Raw genomic sequence first — 18,999 nt, forward strand, 5'->3', positions numbered from 1 at the left:
GGAGGCACATATGAGAATTACAGGTTTAGCGTCAGGTTTAGATATAGATTCTATGGTCAAACAGCTTATGAAAGCTGAAAGGGTACCTCTGGATAAGTTGAACCAACAAAAGCAGCAGACAGAGTGGAAAAGGGATGGATATCGTCAAGTAAGCACTAAACTGGTTAGCTTAAATGATAAATTGACCAATTTGAACTATAGCAGTTCGGTAAATGCTAAAAAGGCGACAGTTACTGGTGCTTCAAATGTAATAACAGCGAATGCCACAGGAGCTGCTTCGGACTCCGTACTGAATATTACAGTTAATAATCTGGCAACTGCATCAAATGTGGTTTCAAGTGGTGTAACGGTTCCTAATCCTTCAACAACCAAAATCTCTTCCATTTATGGAGGCACGGATACCAGTATAACCATTGGTTCATCTACTATCAGTTTTAGTCCAGATGATACTATTGATTCGTTAATCAATAAGATTAATAGCGACAGAACAGCAGGAGTTACGGCCGTTTATGATGCATCCTCAGGCAAGATTTCTTTAACAAGCAAGGAGACGGGGAAAAAAGATATCACCTTTAGTGGAGATCTGTTAACTAATGTATTTGGCTTAAAACAAGCTGATGTAAAACAAGGTGTTGATGCATCTGTTACAATTAATGGCATAACAACAACTCAAAGTTCGAATAGTTTCACAATTAATGGTGTTGAAATCACCTTAAATGGAGTCACTCCTTCAGGACAATCTTCACAGGTTGAAGTAACTCAAGATATCGATAAAATGGTAGATACCATTAAAGCCTTTATTGATTCTTATAACGAAACCCTAGCCTTAATGAATCAGAAGACAGGAGAAGAACGTTACCGTAAATTTGCTCCTTTAACAACCGAACAAAAAGCGGACATGAAAGATGACGAAATCAAATTATGGCAAGAAAAAGCACAAAGCGGTATGCTTAAGGATGATTCTATTCTTAACAAAACCATCAGTGACATGAGATCAGCCTTAATTTCAGATGTCGTATTACCAAATGGTCAAAAAATAAATATAACTGAGTTCGGAATAACTACAGGAACCTACAGTGAAAAAGGTAAGCTTGTATTAGATGAAAAGAAACTCAGAGCAGCGTTGGAAAAAAATCCTGAAGGAGCCTCGGCTTTATTCGGACAAACTGACGCTACAGCAACCGTAAGCAGTAACAGCAAGGATGGAATTTTCAATAGAGTGAAAAAAATAACTTCCGTTTCCTTACAGAGCATATCTGACCGTGCGGGAACGTCTCGATATAGCAGCGATCTTACAACGGCTTTTCTTCCTAAGAGTGAAATGGGAGATCAGCTGAAGAATTTGGATGATCGTATTGATGCTATGAATGATCGACTGACACTCATAGAAAATAGATACTATAAGCAGTTCACAGCCATGGAAACAGCCATGAATAAATACAATAGTGTATCGTCCAGTTTGACGAGCATGTTATCCTGATCATAAAGGAGAGAACGGGTTTGATTAACTTACCTTATCAAAAATACCAACAGACACAACTGCAAACCGCTCCCCCGGCTCAATTGTTGCTTATGTTATATGATGGTGCTATACGTTTTGTACGGATTGGAATATCCGGGATCGAGGAACAGGATTATGAGAAGGCTAATACGTATCTGTGTAAGGCTCAAGCCGTAATTCATGAATTGATCGCAGCACTTAATTATGATTATCCTATTGCTAAAACGTTGCACCGTGTATATGAATACATGGTATATCAATTGATCCAGGCAAATATGAAAAAAAGCACTGTCCCGGCTAAAGAAATTTTATCCCACCTACAGGAATTGCGTGAGGCATGGGATACAGCTAGCAAGTCACTAAATAATGCGGAGCAAAATAATGAATGAGGTTAATCCTTACGTTAGTCAACTGGTATATTTGACAAAGGATATCGTAGAACGGCTTGACCGGGTTGAATATGAGGAGCTCGCATTGTTTTCGGATAAAAGGGAAGATATCGTCCATAAGATTGAAGCACTTAAAACTCATCTTTCGTCAGAAAATAAGCTCGAACTGAGAAATCTATGTCAGTTTGATCAGGCGATTCTTAGTAGGATGAATCACTTGAAACAGGAAGCGGGAGATTGGCTGCTCAGGCAAGGAACCATTAAAGTCCAGAAATCAGCATATCAGGCTGATTACGCACCTGAAAGCATGTTTTTTGACAGTAAGAAATAACTCGAGGGACGAAAACATATGAAACGGTTGAGTGTTTGTTTGATTGTTAAGGATGAGGAAGAGTTGCTTCCTCGGTGTCTGGACAGCGTGAAAAATATTGCGGATGAAATTATTATCGTTGATACAGGGTCAACAGATCGAACCAAAGAAATAGCGAGTTTTTATACCGATTTAATTTTTGATTACCAATGGACAAATGATTTTGCTGCAGCAAGAAATGTTTCTTTGCAACATGCGACATCAAAGTGGATCTTAGTGATGGATGCAGATGAATATATTGCTGTAGATGAACACAGTCAGTGGAATCTGTTTTTAGATAATGAGCAGCCGTTAGGCTACTTGGCTTACACACTTCCTGTCGTAAACTTCACAGGAGATAAGGAATACCAAGATGAAATTTCAACTTCTCCAGTTACGAGGTTATTTCCCAACTTCATGGGAATATACTTCGAGAGGCCTATTCATGAACAACTTACCCGTGGAGCACAAGGGGAGCTATACCATAAAAGGATAGATCTCATTATCTACCACACCGGCTATCAGGATCAACGCGTTAATGAGAAGAATAAGCATGAGCGCAACATGCAGATTTTCAACGATATGAAGAACAACAGCCAAATGAGCGATTACGATTGGTTTACATTAGGTAACCAGTATCGATATGTTCAAGATGAATTACAGGCACTAGAATGCTATGAAAAAGCGATTGAGGGAACGAGTGCGACATTGGCTTGGTACCCGCATTGCCTTGTCGGACTAATTATTCTCAATTATAAACAAGATCGTCTTGCTGAATCATGGAAGTGGACTGAATACAAACTATCAGAATTTCCTGAATACTCCGAATATTATGCAATCAAGGGGATTCATTTTGAAACTCTAGGCTTTTATGTAGAAGCTGCTGAGCAATACAGAAAAGCAGTGGAAGTTGCAGAAGCAAGGGCCGCTAAGCGTCAAGAAATATGGCTTGTGGATCCAATGTACAGTTTTGAGATGCCCGTGCAGCAACTGGTTAATGTAAGTTTCAAAATAAATGATAATCAGCAGGCTATCTATTGGTTATCTAAATTATTGAATAAGAATACCAGAAATCCAAGGGTATTGTTAAAACTTGTGGAGTGGTTAAATCATAATGAACAACCTGAATCCATTATTCACTTTCTAGATCAAATCTATGATAAAAGTAATAAGTCTGAAGCCGATTTGCTATATAAAGTATCTTTGGGCTTGGGGCGTAAGGAACTTGTAGACTATTACGAGCCACACATTGATCAGGAGAATCTATTAATAGAGGATCATCTTCGGCTTGGCATAGTGAGACATAATCATGACACGTGGCTCAAATATTCGGGGATGATTATTGGAGAAGACGACAAAGATATAGAGCAGTTTTGGATTCAAATTGCTGTTGGTTCACTACTGTGGAAAGATAATTCAATATTGAGAGTAGCTATAAACTCACGGAGAACAGAAGATGAGTTTAAAGGGTTGCTTTCATTGATTGCTTCTATTCCTTCCGAGGGAACAGGTAGGGAAGCACTTCTAACCGAATATGCAGACGACATTTTTTTAATAGCAAAACAGTTATTTATACTAAAGCAGTATGATTGTTTTGACCAATTTATACAAGCGACTAAAACGCCGAAATTAGTTAACCAGCTCGCTAATTATTTTTATGGTCTGAACCAAGTGGAGACGGCAATGAGTTATTATTCTGTTTTGCTGTCACAACAGCAATTAGACGAAGTGAGTTTAGAGAATTTAGGGTTTTATCACGCTAATCATGGTTATAGTACGGAAACGGTCGAATTTTTAGAAGAAGCTGTTCGATTACAACCTAAAGCGCGTCATCTTTACCACACGTTAATTCAGCATACAAGTAATGATTGTAAAGCTAACTTTATCGAGAAATTTATAACCGAATTTCCACAATTCAGCTCTATATCGTTTTTAAATAATTATTTTCAACATGAAAAGAAGATATAAAAGACTACCTAATAGTAGGTAGTCTTTTTCCTTTTTAAAATGATTTTTGAAGCTCTGATTTTATAGTCGTCGTAGATATATCCGGCGTACGTGGCAAGTATATGACTTCGCAATACTCACGTAACTCGTCAAACTTGCCAGACCAGTCGTCTCCCATAGTAAATATGGAAATACCCAATTGATTGACGTCTTCTTTCTTCTGCTCCCAGCAGCATTCCGGGATTACTTCATCTACATACTTAATGGCTTCCAGCATCATTTTTCGTTTTTCATAAGGGAAATAGACCGCCTTACCTTTAATGGCATTAAACTCATCTGTAGATAGGGCAACCGTTAAATGGTCTCCAAGTTCCTTAGCGCGTTGGAGCAAAAGAATATGCCCGTAGTGGAGCAAATCAAAAGTTCCATACGTAATGACCTTTTTCATAAGTCCACCTCCTAATTCATAGATAAATGTTTAAGTCTGTCCACGATCAGTGATCGGAGCTCAGGTTTATCGGTCATACTAAGAGCCAACTGGTAATATTGATGTGCTGTTTCTGTCTCACCGTTAATCTCATGCGCATATCCAAGGTTGTACACCAAATCCTCATCCCATGGAAAATGCAGGTGGCCTTTCTGAAACGATTGAATGGCCTCTTGGGGATTCCCATTCATTAAATGGAGCATACCATTCATTGCAAAAATATCCGGGTCGGCCAAATTAGTTTCCAAGTATTGTTCGATAGCTTGGTTGGCCTGAGCCAGTTGTTCGCTTTCGATCATCCCTTGAATGGTATGTTTAACTTGTTTCTGTAGCTCTTTATGTTCCAATTGCGTTCTTCTTCTGTCTAGGATTACATTCTTATGCTCCTCGATATAATTGTCAATTAGCTGCCAAATTCGTTCCGAGGCTTTATTATCTTGATATTGATGACATATATTTTTAATCGTATTCCTTTCCTGCTCATACCAGGAAGGTTCTAACAACAGTCGGGAAATCATTTGTTGAAGCTGATTCTGAGAGTAAGCTTTCGGTCCAGGTGCCCAAAACTCATAGGGCTCAAATAACAAGCCGCGGTTGTTTTTATACTCTTCCAGGTCCACAGGCAAAAAGAGAATAGGACGATTTAGTAACAAATAGTCTATATATACTGAAGAGTAGTCCGTGATAAGCATATCCGCTGCCCCTAGAACATCGTATAGATCGAGTTTATGCTCTCCAAGCATTTTGTCATTCAAAACAACGATCCGTTCCGATTTCATTCCGTTAAGTTCATTGCTGAAATAACTTTCCTCAAATGGATGCAGCTTAAGAACGAGAAAAAGATGGTGCTCCTCCAGAAACGCCGAGAGACTTCCCTTGTCGAAAGAAGGCAAGCCAAATATGTTTTCGAGTATCTTGTTTCCTTCCTTTTTATCTGGGGTCATTATCGATTTGCGGAAGGTTGGCATAAAGAAGATTACAGTGTCAGTCTGTGTATTTAAATGAGAATAAAGTTCATTCAGTCTAATTTTCGCACCTTCAGCCAACAATGCATCGTTTCTGGGAAGGCCCGTGATTCTATATTGGGAAATGTTAGACCCATTGCAGGCATTCATCGCCGAGTTATATAAAGTAGAATAAGACATGATCATATCAACCTTAGACCAATGGTGGTGGATATGATCATCTGGAGTGGTTTCTTGCTTGTCCATCTTAGCCATGCCTTTCAGGGGGAAACCGTGCCATAAATCGATATTAACTTTCTCGTAATTTGAGGAATATTCCCCATGCGTAGTAATATATACGTCACTTTGATCAATATGGCGATTGTAACGAAGTTGTTCCTCCGTTAGCAGTTCTATCTCATATTTATTTCTTAATTCATCGGAGGCAGCATGATATAAATAATAATTGTTGGAACCAGAGGAAGATAGGTGAAACAACGTTATCTTCACTTTTTCAGTTGTAGTCATCAGGGGTTTCCTTTCTTAAAATAGGATTTTCCTTATATATAGTTTATCGGCGAATGATAAAGAAGGATAAAGCAGTATGGGTTTTTTTATATTTGGAAAATAATTCATGTGCTATATTTCAAATATAAACCTCTTTGATTTCGACAATAAAACCGATAATAAACATATATTCATCGAAATAAGCCTTATGATATAACATCAACTATCTTCTATTCAGAGGAGTTTTTATATGCAAAAGACAAGTATTGTTATAGCTAGCTTATCTAATGATTTTGAATACACAAAAGAATCAATTGAGAGCATTCGCAGGTTCACAGAAAAGGGTACCTTTGAGATCATTGTCGTAGAAGGCGGAGGAGCGGAAGAGGCTTTAACATGGTTGGCTGAGCAGACAGATATAAGATCATTGTTTTCTGAAAACAAACTTACTTTGGGTAACGCCTGGAATCAGGGAGCACAAATGGCTGTGGGGAATTTTGTAGTGTTTATGCATCCGGATACCATAGTATCCCCCCAATGGTTGTCTTCTTTATCTGATGCTTTAAATCAAAATCAGCAATTGGGTGCTATTGAACCACTCAGTAATATTGGAGAGGATGGCCAGACTGGAAATCTCCATTTTGCTTCTATGGAAGAAATGCTCTCTCATGCAAATGAACTATATAGAAATAATGTCCATGTAGAAGAGAAAATTGTTCTTTCTGGATTTTGCTTCATGCTAAGAAGAAATACGATCGAAACTATAGGGGAATTTGATGTACAACTGGAAGGCAAAGCAATGATTGCCGACTATTGCCTACGAGTAAAATTAGCTGGACTGAGTCTAGGAATATGTAGTAATGCATTTGTTCACCATTATGGTGTTCATCAGATTAAGGAGGAGCAATTGTATGCGAGTTACTTCTCTAATAAATGGGGATTTTCCATCGAGGAAACAAGAATTGAGGATAGTACCGTTCAACTAATTAAGCGGACTACGGAAGATACGTTTAAAGTATTGATCATGGGAAGAGGCATCGGGGGGACCAGCTTGAAACTCAAGCAGTTGTTTCCTCATGCAGAAGTTTACGGATGCAGTTGGAATGGTAACTTAAATAAGGCCTCTGATTTACTTTTCCCCTTTATGTCCTGCACAATGATTGAATCTTCTTTACTTTGGGATCAGCATTTCGATTATATTATTTTAAACCCTGGCATCGAAATTGAATACGTAGAAGTCTTACCAACTGCATTTGCCCTTCTGAATAAAGGGGGGCGCCTGATTACCGAGATTGCAAACGCGAACAACTGCTCTTTGGTTAAGAGGATACTTCTTGGACAAGGCTTGGAAATGGGCAAGAAATATTGGAACATGGCGGATATTCCTAGTTTGTTCGAAAATGCAGGTTTTCAGGAATTGGATTTTGACTATGTAATGAATGAAGTTGGGGAACAGAGTGCTTCACTCACCAATGAACTTGGTCAATTTGTAGGACAACTCCCACAAGAATTTGACATATCCAGTTTTCTTATAACTGCCTACAAAACTTCTCAAGATAAAATATTGCATACGCTTTTTAAAGAACTGTTGAGTGAGCCTACAGACGCTGTCCTACTTGAAATTTTTACGAATTCTACAGCTCAGATCCTTTCATCTCTAGAAAGATATGAAGGGCCTGTAGTTTCAATTTTAAACTATTTAGGTATTTCTAATTTTGAAAAAAAACAATTAGATGAGGTACTTCCATATCTGACTAAAGCTTGTGAGCTTGATCCATTAAACTCGGTTACACTCATCAATCTTGCAACTTTGATGTATACGATTGGAGAAGATGAAGCTGCCCTCGAATGGCTTAATCGACTCGAAGAAAAAGACGAGCAGATTGAAACATGGATTAAAGAAATTGAGCATAACATTTACTCACACAAATTAGCTGCAAACATAGTTAAATTTTTACTTCGTAGGATTGAAAATGAAGTGGATCGAGAGGAAGCATATAGTGAATTGATCATGTTGCTCAGCAAAAATACGGTCTCTATTCAGGATATTATTCGTTCAGTAGAGGTTGACATCATTCATAAAACAGCAACATTAAACCGGATGGCAGTAAATTGCTTTAGTTCAGGTGAATATGATTATGTCATTCCTTTGTTGGAGAAGTCGTATTCCCTTGATCCGGAGGATGTAGACACATTGTTTAATTTAGGATACATCTTGTATAAATTTGGGGCGAATCGCGATGCTCTGAATTTCTTGACTCAGATCGATGAGCCAGATGGGGACATAATAGATCTGCAAAAAGAGATTGAGGTGGCAATAAACCATGAGCAACAATAAGATTTGTTTTATTACATGTTTTAATGATGAAGTTCTCTATGAGGAGTCAGTTAGATATATCCGTTCACTGTATATACCAGAGGGATATGAGCTAGAGCTAATTGCCATACGTGATGCGAAAAGCCTTACTGAAGGTTACAATCGTGCGATGAAACAATCCGATGCAAAGTTTAAAATCTATCTTCATCAAGATACATTTATTGTGAATAAGCATTTTCTCTATGATATCTTGAATATATTCATCAGTCATTCCCAGCTTGGCATGATGGGAGTTATCGGAGCGAAAAAGATACCGCCTAGTGGTGTCTGGTGGAAAGCAAGTGAGCGTTATGGCAAGGTATATGATAATGGACGTGAGGGTGGAATGAAGTTATTCCAGACGAGTGAAGTACAGGGCGATTATGAATCTGTAGAAGCGGTTGACGGATTAATTCTTATGACACAGTACGATCTCCCATGGAGAGAAGACCTGTTTAAAGGTTGGCACATGTATGACATATCTCAGGCTATCGAATTCAAAAAGGCCGGTTATGAAGTAGGGGTTCCTAATCAAAAGGAGTCTTGGTGTATTCATGATTGCGGGCCTTTAGAGCTAAATGGTTATGAAGAATATCGTTTGATCTTTCTTAAAGAATACGGTTCAATTATTTTACCTAAAGTAAGTATATTAATCCCTGCATATAATCGTCCGTATTATCTCGAACTTGCCCTGAGAAGCGCAATATATCAATCCTATCCAAACATAGAAATTATTATTTGTGATGATAGCACTAATAATGAGGTGGAACGGGTAGTAGAACCTTATCTGAAAGAATATAGCCACATAAAATATTATAAAAATCCTGTTAATTTAGCATTACAGAATTGGTACAAGCTATTTGATTTGGCAGAGGGAAAGTATATCAATTATTTAATGGACGACGATTTATTTAAATTCAACAAAATCGAGAAGATGGTATCCTTTTTAGAATGTGATCCCGACATTTCATTAGTAACATCATTTCGTGAACGAATAGACGAAAATGGTGAAAGATTGCCTTCTACTTCATCTACGAGACGATTATTCGATTCAGATGTTTGTATAGATGGACGGGAATTTGGCTCCTTGATGCTCAAGCAGACAGAAAATCTCATAGGAGAACCTACTACAGCTATGTTTAGAAAAGAGGATATAAATAAATTTGGACATTTTAATGAGAATGAATATTGTGTGTTAAACGATCTCGCTACCTGGCTTTCTCTAATGAAAAAAGGAAAAGTAGCATATATCTCTGAAGCGTTAAGTTATTTTAGAATTCATAGTGGACAAAATCAAAGAAATACTAAATACATGGTTCTGTCAATAGAAGAGTGGCTGAAGCTATTAACTTCGGCTCTGGAAGATGAATTTTTTTCCTCGAAAGTGGATTATAAGAAGTCATTAATTCGATACTTACAGAATTCACTAAGTATTATTGAAATCTATGTTCAGAATGAATTAACGGACGTTCTTGAGTATAACAAAACCAAAGAAAAAATTGAATTTACTTTAAATGAAATAATATCATAGTGAGTGGGTGTAATATTATGCGAAAATCGATTCCCTTTTTGAAGCCTAATCTTGTTAAAAAGGAAACATACATGAAGTATCTAGATGTAATTGATGAAACAAGAATTTATAGTAATTACGGAAATCTGAATACTCAATTTGAGAAAAGAATATTATCAGAGTATTTCCAAAATAAAGGGGCTGTTTCAACAGTAAGTAATGCAACAATTGGTTTAATGTTATCTATTATGCTAAGTAAAAGAAAAAAGGGTCGATATGCTATTATGCCAAGCTTTACTTTCTCTGCGACTGCACAAGCAGCTTTATGGTGTGGCTTGGAGCCGTTGTTCATTGATATTCGTTCAAAGGATTGGTGCATGGACGAAAAATTAGTTCAAAATTATGTTGATAAATTAGGTGAGGAAATTGCGGTCATAGTTCCATATGCAACCTTTGGAACTGTTGTTGATCTTAGCTACTATCAAAACCTAATGGAATTGGGCGTTCCTGTCGTTGTTGATGCAGCTGCTAGTTTTGGATCAACCTATGATGGGCTAGGGTTAGAAGCAACCTTTTCTGGACCAATAGTTTATAGTTTTCATGCTACTAAAGCGTTTGGTATTGGAGAAGGAGGACTCGTATATAGTCAGGATGAAGCCTTTATAGAACAACTTAGAAAAGCTGGTAATTTTGGTTTTGGGCCTAACAGAAACTCTGAACAAATAGGATTGAATAGTAAGTTAACGGAATATGCAGCTGCAATTGGATTGGCTAGTTTGGATAAATATCCAGAGAAAATTTTAATTAGACAAGAGATACGAAGAAAATATGAAAAAAGTATGAAGGAGGTTGGGTTATTCGATCACGGGTGGCAACTTCATCTTACTAGAGGTAATGTTGCACATCAAAATGTTTCTGTATTAAGCCCAGATGATTGTAACGCTATTGATGTTGTTTCCTTTTTGGAACAGTCTGGAATTGAGGCTAGGACATACTTTTCTCCCGCGTGTCATCAGCAGAGTTTATTCCTGAATTCTAATAAATCCATTATGGAAACTACTGAAAATATCGCTCGGAGAATAATTAACCTACCTCTCTGGGAAGAAATATCCGATCAAGAAATTGATTTTGTTGTAGGGCAATTAAGACTTTTTCAAAGCAAACAGAAAGAAGTAATTATAAATTCATGAAAAATAGACGCATTGCTGTTATCGATACTAAATTCCCTTGGATGCTGAGTGGTTTTCGTTACTGGGAAAACTACTACATTCAAGAGGAGTGTCCAGATACTGTATTCATTGCGATACAACCTCATACGGATCCTTTTCCAGCTAAGGTATATTCATTTTCAGAAATAGAAGATGTCATTATAAAGTACGGTATAACAGATTTGTATTGTGTCTTTTTAAACTTAGTCTTGAGCCTATTAGGCAAAAACGAGTTGAAGACAGGTGCCATGGTGCCTGGTTCCAATATTTTGTGGTGTATTATAGATCTGATAAATAAGTATAATCTAAAACTGCATACTACCCTTTATCCAGGAGGTGGATTAGATCCCAGAACCAATAAAAGTTTTATCGAGAGGGTAGGAAGTGAGTGTAAAACTGTATTTACAAATGTAGACGAAGTGATGAATGTGCTGCCTCAAAGCATTTATATTCCAGGGATTATTAATACTGAATTCTATAATCTAGAGGAAAAATCGCAGGTTTTCCCTATCCATCTTATATTTTGTGCAGTGAATGCTCCTCGAAAGGGATTTTCTACTTTAGTAAATGCATTTAACCAATTAAATGAAGATTTCCATATACATATTGTAGGGAATTGGGAATCTGAATTAAACACGATTAAAAATAAAAATTTCACGTTTTATGGCGTTTTAAATCCGCTTCAATTAAGACAACTATATAAAAAATGCCATGTGTTTATAAGTTGCAGCACTGAGGATGAAAATGCTATGGATGGCTTCCCAACAACCGCTGCAGCTGAAGCAATGTCAACGGGGTGTTTATTAGTTAGTACAAATGTTAGGAATGAGACAAGAGTATTCCGTGATCACTTTGATTATTATAGATTTGAAGCGAATAACTCGGACATGCTAGTTAGTGTGTTGCATAAAATAAAAGAAGAATTCCCTATAGTTCAGCAAATGGGATATCGTTCTGCTAATACAATACGTTCTTTAGTTGATGCCAGAAAAAATGTTGGATTTAAGCTGAACCAAATGTTAAAAGATTAAGAGAATAGAAGGGAGGGAGCAAATTGAAGAGAGCATATATTAAAGGGATTGATTACCATGTTCCTGAACTTTTTGAGAAGAATTCAGAAAGCGACAGAATTACTCGAAAAGTTGGAATATTAAAAAGGCCTATCGCTAATTGTGACGAGTACGCATCTGATTTAGCGATTGCTGCGGCTAAAAAAATGCTCACTAAACAAAATATAGATATAAGTACCATCGATATGTTGATCTACTGTACACAATCTCCTGACTATATTCTTCCTACAACTGCATGCATACTACAAGATGCCTTAGGTTTGTCGACAAGATGTGCAGCATTTGATATTAACTTAGGGTGCTCAGGATATGTCTATGGGCTTTCAGTCGCCAAGGCTTTTATAGAATCCGGCATGGCCAACAATATTTTGTTTTTAACGTCAGATACTTACAGTAAGTATATTAATCCGAAAGATCGAAGCGTGAGAGTTTTATTTGGCGATGGAGCAAGTGCAACCTTAGTTTCAGGTAAAGAATCGGACAGAGAATTAATTGGACCATTTGTTTTTGGAACTGATGGAACCGGTAAAGATAACCTGATTATTAAATCAGGTGGTCTAAAGGAACCCATCACGAAACAATCTGAAATAGAAGAAGAAGATTCATTCGGAAATATTCGCTCCAATAGAAATCTATACATGAATGGATCGGAAATTTTTAATTTCACTTTGAGAGAGATTCCACTGGCCGTTACCAAATTATTAAGTATATCTGGTATGAAGATTAAAGATTATAATCGATTTGTTTTTCATCAAGCAAACAAATTCATGTTAGAAAATTTAAGGAAAATACTGGACATTTCCGAAGAGAGATTTTCACTCAACCTTGAGAATTATGGAAATACGGTATCTTCCAGTATTCCGATTTCTTTGTGCAAAGATTTGGAAAACAAAAAAGCGAGCAAAGAAGATACTGCTATGTTAGTAGGCTTTGGAGTGGGTTATTCATGGGCTGCATGCAATATTATATTATGATAATTATAAGCTGGAAGGATGATGAAAATGACTAAGAATGAGTTTTTGAAAAGATTGGAAGAGCAAGTAATTATGCCTGATGAGGAAATAATTCTGACCCCGGATACAGTTTTGGATGATTTGGAGGAGTGGGACTCTTTGGCCGCAGTTGCATTTTTGGCATTTTCTGATCGGGAATTAGGTGTTCATGTAAACCCGGATCAATTGAAAAATTGCAAATTTGTTCGAGATATAATAAATCTGGTTTCAAGTAAGCTAACGGAGTAACTATGATAAAAAGCACTCATGTAAGTATAAGAGGCATTTGTTCAGCGTTACCCAAAAATAAGGTGGATCTAAGTACGGATATACCATACTTTACAACAAAGGAAATTAGGAAAACTCTAAATGTAATCGGAACGAATACAGTATTCAGAGCCCTTGAAGATCAGACAACAGCAGATCTATGTACTACAGCAGCTGAGAAAGTTCTTCAAGATCTTGATTGGGAACGGGACACAATTGACGCTCTTATTTTTCTGAGCCAAACACCTGACTATGTATTGCCTGCTACTTCATGTGTTTTACAACACAAATTAGGGCTATCTAATAATTGTATTGCATTCGATATTACGTTAGGTTGTTCAGGCTATGTGTATGGGTTGTATATAGTTTCTCAATTAGTACAATCTGGGGGCATCAAGAGGGCCCTACTTCTAGTTGGGGACACAATTTCTAAGTTAATTTCTCCACAAGACCGCTCTGTTAGTCTTTTATTTGGAGATGCAGGATCAGCAACGGCCTTAGAGTTTTCACCTGAAGTTAATGAAATTTCCTTTGTGATGGGAACTGATGGAGCGGGTGCAAAAAGCATTATCGTTCCGGCAGGTGGCTACCGCGAAAGATATAACGCTAATTCGATGACAAAAATACTCCATCAAGACGGTTATTTAAGAGCGCATGAAGATCTATATATGAATGGAACAGAAGTTTTTAATTTCACATCAGAAGTCGTGCCAAGATTAATTAGTGAAATCCTTGAAATGCATCAGTGGACTGATCTTGATGTGGACTATTATATGATGCATCAGGCCAACAAATTTATACTAGGTTTTCTTGCAAATAAATGCGGGATAGACATCACTAAAGTGCCAATTAATATTCATAAATTTGGTAATACAAGTTCGGCCTCTATACCGTTATTAATGACGGATAGCGAAGTGATATTAAATAAGAAGGATAGAGCAAACCTTATTCTAGCGGGCTTTGGTGTAGGGCTATCTTGGGGCGCAGCCGCATTAACATTAAAAAATGCAACTTTGTCTACTGTTTATGTATAAAAAAGAGGGGGGTTACAATTTTAATGGAGTATCCCTATTCGTTAAATAGTAAAACAATATTGATTACTGGTGCTTCTTCCGGTATTGGACGAGAGACTGCAGTTGTTCTTGACCAGCTTGGAGCAACCTTGATTCTTACCGGAAGAAATAAAGAATCACTTGAGGAGACTAAACTAAGTCTAGATGCCACGAAGCCGCATATAATAGCTCCATTCGATCTAAACAGTACCAGTGATATTAAAGCTTGGATGAAAGATTTAACAAAGCAATATAATATTTTGATTGATGGGGTAGTTCACTCGGCTGGGCTACACAAGACCATTCCCCTTAGATTAGGTGATTTGGCTCACTATGATCAATTAATGAATATTAATCTTTACGCTGGTACAGCTCTCTTACAATGCATGTTAAGTAAAAAGGTGGGGAAATCAGGCTTTTCTTTTGTATTTATGAGTTCAATCATGGGAGCAGTGGGACAGTCAGGAATTTCTGCTTATTCTGCTTCGAAAGGTGCCATAAATGCATTTGTTAGATCAGCTGCATTGGAAGTTGCTGATAAGAATGCTAGAGTAAACTCAATTGCTCCAGGGTTTGTGAAGTCTGAAATGTCCGAGAATTCTTTTTCATTGCTAACTATTGAACAACAAGAAAAAATAATAGAATATCATCCCTTGGGAATTGGTAATCCTAAGGATATAGCTTATGGTGCTGCCTTCTTGTTATCAGATGCAGCGAAATGGATAACTGGTACAGTTTTGACTATCGACGGAGGGTATACATGTCATTAAACAGGAGACTTGTTATTGCTGGCGCAGGAAGCTTTGGCAGAGAAGTATGGCAATGGGCGAATGACATGCAATCGGAACGAAGAGAATGGGATTCGATTGTATTTATAAATGACGATCTTAACGTAGCTCAAAAAATTATTGATTCAGGTATTAACTGCTCGATTATTTCAACAATAAATGACTATATACCAGAGCCTAATGATGTGTGCGTTTGTGCAATCGGGGAACCTAAAGGGAAACTTCAAGTTATTGATCGACTTAAAAACAAAAATGTTGTATTTACCAATGTTATCCATCCAACAGCGGTAATTGGTGTAGGAAGTAAACTGGGCATAGGGATTATTCTTTGTCCCCATTCTGTCGTTACTGTGAATGTAACTATAGGAGATCATGTAATTGTGAATATAGCATCATCCATTGGCCATGATGCTCACCTTGAAGAAGGAGTAACACTTAGCGCTCATTGTGATGTGACTGGTTATTGTAGATTAAATAAAGGGAGTTTTCTTGGTTCCGGGGCCAGAATGCTCCCTAAAAGTATATTAGGTGAATTTTCAGTAATAGGTGCTGGAAGCGTAGTTTTGAAAAAGGTAGCTCCTAATCGAAAAGTATTCGGAAATCCTGCTTACTATGTGGATTGATAAAAAGAGTAAATCATCTAAAAGATGCATTGAATATTAATTCAAAAAATTAAATAAACATAAATGTAGGGTGATTAATCGTGAGTACTTCTATTGAACTTATTAGATCCATTGAGCTATATGTCGATTTTATAATTAAGAAATTTGAGAAGTTTGAAATAGATCAAGATTTTGAAGATGCAGTTAATACTATTGCTGATAATTATGTATTTCTTTATGAATTAATCTTTAAGCAACAGCGATTTTATGAATTGAAATTATTTGATGAATTTACTGACACCTTGGTTGAGTTTATAGACCTAGTGAACGCAAAAAAGATGTCACAAGCTCTTTATTGCTTTTTGGAACGTTTAGTTTCACGATTCTATCTTGTCAAGGCAGTAGTAAAGCTCGAAGAGTATAAGTATTCTTACTATATCAAAGAAGGATCACGAATGGTAATAGTATGGGATATTCATGCGGAATGTTTAGGTAGAGAAGTAGAATTGCATCAAATAAATGAAATTGAGTTTGATTATGTGAATATAACAAGTGCAGAATACAATCTCATAAAAACAGGGCTAATCAATATTGGTGTTGATGATAATAAAATTTTACCTTCAAGCTATCCACATAAAAATCCAATTGAGACTTTCAGTCCTGATGTATATCTCAAGTTAAGAAACCGAAACTTTAGTATTGTATCAGATGATTGTTGGGGAGGATTCGTTTACAAACAGCTTGGATTGCCTTATAACACACCTTTTATGTGGATGTATTTTCGTAATAAGGATTATCTAAAATTGATTAGTGATTTGCAGTTCTATTTAAATAGTAAGCTTGAGTTTATCGACATACCGAGTTTCAATCATCCTGTTGGTTTATTGCAAGATATACACATTTACTTTAATCATTATAGAAATAAAGAAGAAGCAGAAGGGAAATGGAAGAAAAGATTACAGAAATTCAATTGGGATAATGTATATTTTAAGATGTCAACAACAAATGAAGAAGATGCAAATGAATTCAACAGAATTTTGTCATATACAGAAAAAAAAGTGAGCTTTTCCTTTGAAGAGTATGATTACCCTACAAATATACCTATGCTTGGGTGGAATAGTGAACAAGTACGAAATAGGTATGCAGGGTTTTATCAGTATTTGCATCTGCATTCTAATGATTATTTTGATTACGTGGAATGGTTTAATGGTGGTAGCAATTTCAGAAAATAAAGGTGGTAGCAATTCTATGCTTTTGCCAAAAAAGACAAGTATTATCATTCTCACATTCAATAAACTTGAATATACAAAAATTTGTATTGAGAGTATACGGAAGTTTACGCCAATAGGAACCTATCAATTAATCGTTGTGGATAATCTATCTACAGATGGCACACGTGATTGGCTTGCTGAGCAGACAGATATTATTACTATTTTTAATGAGGAAAATGTTGGTTTCCCAAGAGGCTGTAACCAAGGGATGGAGTTGTCGACAGGTGATAGCATACTTTTGTTGAACAATGATGTCGTGGTTACAGAAAATTGGCTGACATTATTAAATGATTGTTTGTATAGTTCAGATGATATTGGGGCAGTTGGACCTGTAACTAACAGTGCTTACGGAGATCAAGAGATCGCGGCTTCCTATTCAACATTGGATGAGATGTGGAGCTTTGCGAATAACTACAATAGAATTGAGCAGCCGGATTGGGAACAAAGGTTGAAGTTAATAGGCTTCTGTATGTTAATCAAAAAAGAAGTAGTTGATAAAGTTGGACTATTAGATGAAGTCTTTACACCTGGAATGTGTGAAGATAGTGATTTCTCATTTAGGTTAATAAAATCCAACTATAAACTAATGCTTTGCAGGAATGTATTTATACACCATTTTGGGTCTACTTCATTTGGAGAGCTGCCTGAACAAAGGAAGCAATTATGGAATAGAAATCGAGAGAAGTTTGAAGAAAAATGGGGGTTTCACACAGCCTTTCACACGCAATCTAGAGATGAACTGGTTCAGTTAATGGATGAACAGGATCGGTATAAGAAAATTAAGGTTCTAGATATTGGATGCGCTTGTGGGGCCACACTATTAAAAGTGAAATATAGGTATCCTAATTCAGAGTTGTTTGGTGTAGAAAGAAATGAATACGCAGCTTCCATAGCGACCTTCATAGGTGACGTGACAATAGCGGATGTAGAAGATATTTCTTTTGAGGCAAGTTTCTTTGACTATATTTTCTTAGGAGATATTTTACATCAGTTGAAGAATCCAGGGGAATTATTGATCCGGCTTAAATCTTCTCTGAAATCCAATGGCACCATTCTAGCAAGTGTCCCGAATGCCTCCCATTATAGCATAATTTTTTCGTTGATAAAAAATAAGACACTTTATGGGAAGGATGATGTTTTGGGACAAAATACTCTTAGATTATTCACATTGCCTGAGGTTCAGACTTTGTTTGAGCAAGCAGATTATAAAGAGATTAGCTATAAATTCGTTCACAATGAAACATCTAATTTGGAGCAGCGTTTCATACAGGAATTAAGCTCGCTCGCTGGATTACAAGATAACACTCACCTTGGTGCTTTAAAATATGTGATAAGAGCTGTGCGAGGAGGAATTTCATTATCAACCTTGAAAAGTCGACTGGAACAGATTAATCAAGGGGATAATCTTAATGAAGCAGTTCTTGAAATTATAGGAATGATGGCAGCTCACTCTATTAACTCATCAGTGATCATTTCAGAAGTAAACTCACTAGATATCGATAGGCAGCTTGTTTTCAATATATTGGCAAACCAGTTCTTCATGAATGGTGCATATAATGACATTATCCCCCTTCTAAATGCATCTCTTGAAATAAATAGCAGTCACTACGACACGTTATATAACTATGCCTATATCCTTCATTCTATTGGTGCAGACAAGGAAGCTTTACTATACTTGAATAAAATTGAAGAGAAAGATAGTGAATCTAACTTTTTGTTGGAAAAAGTTTTAACTCAGCTCACACTATAGGGGAATTTG

17 protein-coding genes are annotated in these 18,999 nt (G+C 36.8%); 15 read left to right on the top strand and 2 right to left on the bottom strand.

What is annotated here, in order from left to right; all coding sequences use genetic code 11:
* Window positions 1–10: 10 nt before the first annotated feature.
* Genes fliD through GRF59_RS23755 form a run of 4 tightly spaced genes read left to right on the top strand, consistent with a single transcriptional unit; the run spans window position 11 to window position 4,207 of the window.
* Window positions 11–1,480, top strand: coding sequence for a flagellar filament capping protein FliD (gene fliD / locus GRF59_RS23740; protein WP_160500179.1), 1,470 nt, complete (start codon window positions 11–13; stop codon window positions 1,478–1,480).
* Window positions 1,481–1,500: 20 nt separating this feature from the next.
* Entirely contained in the window at window positions 1,501–1,890 is a 390-nt protein-coding gene (fliS, locus tag GRF59_RS23745) for a flagellar export chaperone FliS (RefSeq protein ID WP_160500180.1), read from the top strand.
* The gene (locus GRF59_RS23750; protein WP_160500181.1) at window positions 1,883–2,221 is read left to right on the top strand and encodes a hypothetical protein; all 339 of its coding nucleotides are present in this window, start codon (window positions 1,883–1,885) and stop codon (window positions 2,219–2,221) included. The genes fliS and GRF59_RS23750 overlap by 8 nt, the downstream gene beginning before the upstream one ends.
* Window positions 2,222–2,239: 18 nt before the next feature.
* On the top strand, window positions 2,240–4,207 hold the full coding sequence (locus GRF59_RS23755; RefSeq protein ID WP_160500182.1) for a glycosyltransferase family 2 protein: 1,968 nt from the start codon (window positions 2,240–2,242) through the stop codon (window positions 4,205–4,207).
* A 34-nt stretch (window positions 4,208–4,241) separates the two neighbouring features.
* On the opposite strand, the gene tagD is transcribed toward GRF59_RS23755, so the two are convergent.
* Both tagD and GRF59_RS23765 read right to left on the bottom strand, forming a co-directional pair.
* Window positions 4,242–4,634, bottom strand: coding sequence for a glycerol-3-phosphate cytidylyltransferase (gene tagD / locus GRF59_RS23760; protein ID WP_160500183.1), 393 nt, complete (start codon window positions 4,632–4,634; stop codon window positions 4,242–4,244).
* 11 nt (window positions 4,635–4,645) lie between these two features.
* Window positions 4,646–6,145, bottom strand: a complete 1,500-nt coding sequence (locus tag GRF59_RS23765) for a CDP-glycerol glycerophosphotransferase family protein (protein ID WP_160500184.1) — start codon at window positions 6,143–6,145, stop codon at window positions 4,646–4,648.
* Between the two features lie 229 nt (window positions 6,146–6,374).
* Between GRF59_RS23765 and GRF59_RS23770 the strand changes: the two genes are divergently transcribed.
* The 11 genes from GRF59_RS23770 (at window position 6,375) to GRF59_RS23820 (ending at window position 18,990) form a co-directional block, all read left to right on the top strand.
* Window positions 6,375–8,462: a glycosyltransferase gene (locus GRF59_RS23770; RefSeq protein ID WP_160500185.1), complete on the top strand. Its 2,088-nt coding sequence runs from the start codon at window positions 6,375–6,377 to the stop codon at window positions 8,460–8,462.
* On the top strand, window positions 8,449–10,011 hold the full coding sequence (locus tag GRF59_RS23775) for a glycosyltransferase (RefSeq protein ID WP_160500186.1): 1,563 nt from the start codon (window positions 8,449–8,451) through the stop codon (window positions 10,009–10,011). The genes GRF59_RS23770 and GRF59_RS23775 overlap by 14 nt, the downstream gene beginning before the upstream one ends.
* Before the next feature lie 17 nt (window positions 10,012–10,028).
* A complete protein-coding gene (locus tag GRF59_RS23780) occupies window positions 10,029–11,180 on the top strand; it encodes a DegT/DnrJ/EryC1/StrS family aminotransferase (protein WP_160500187.1) in 1,152 nt (383 codons plus the stop codon).
* Entirely contained in the window at window positions 11,177–12,229 is a 1,053-nt protein-coding gene (locus tag GRF59_RS23785) for a glycosyltransferase (RefSeq protein ID WP_160500188.1), read from the top strand. Before GRF59_RS23780 ends, GRF59_RS23785 begins: the two co-directional genes overlap by 4 nt.
* A gap of 23 nt (window positions 12,230–12,252) precedes the next feature.
* Window positions 12,253–13,242, top strand: a complete 990-nt coding sequence (locus tag GRF59_RS23790) for a 3-oxoacyl-ACP synthase III family protein (RefSeq protein ID WP_160500189.1) — start codon at window positions 12,253–12,255, stop codon at window positions 13,240–13,242.
* A 27-nt stretch (window positions 13,243–13,269) separates the two neighbouring features.
* Window positions 13,270–13,509 (top strand): acyl carrier protein, encoded by a 240-nt coding sequence (locus tag GRF59_RS23795; RefSeq protein ID WP_160500190.1) that lies wholly within the window; start codon window positions 13,270–13,272, stop codon window positions 13,507–13,509.
* A gap of 2 nt (window positions 13,510–13,511) precedes the next feature.
* Complete coding sequence (locus tag GRF59_RS23800) at window positions 13,512–14,561, top strand: 3-oxoacyl-ACP synthase III family protein (protein ID WP_237392001.1); 1,050 nt, start codon at window positions 13,512–13,514, stop codon at window positions 14,559–14,561.
* Between the two features lie 23 nt (window positions 14,562–14,584).
* Window positions 14,585–15,349, top strand: coding sequence for an SDR family NAD(P)-dependent oxidoreductase (locus GRF59_RS23805; protein ID WP_160500192.1), 765 nt, complete (start codon window positions 14,585–14,587; stop codon window positions 15,347–15,349).
* Complete coding sequence (locus GRF59_RS23810; protein WP_160500193.1) at window positions 15,340–15,990, top strand: NeuD/PglB/VioB family sugar acetyltransferase; 651 nt, start codon at window positions 15,340–15,342, stop codon at window positions 15,988–15,990. Before GRF59_RS23805 ends, GRF59_RS23810 begins: the two co-directional genes overlap by 10 nt.
* A gap of 80 nt (window positions 15,991–16,070) precedes the next feature.
* A complete protein-coding gene (locus tag GRF59_RS23815) occupies window positions 16,071–17,201 on the top strand; it encodes a DUF1919 domain-containing protein (RefSeq protein WP_160500194.1) in 1,131 nt (376 codons plus the stop codon).
* Window positions 17,146–18,990, top strand: a complete 1,845-nt coding sequence (locus tag GRF59_RS23820; protein WP_160500195.1) for a glycosyltransferase — start codon at window positions 17,146–17,148, stop codon at window positions 18,988–18,990. Before GRF59_RS23815 ends, GRF59_RS23820 begins: the two co-directional genes overlap by 56 nt.
* The last annotated feature ends 9 nt before the right edge of the window (window positions 18,991–18,999 follow it).

The organism is Paenibacillus dendrobii (assembly GCF_009807035.1).
GTDB lineage: Bacteria > Bacillota > Bacilli > Paenibacillales > Paenibacillaceae > Paenibacillus_AQ > Paenibacillus_AQ dendrobii.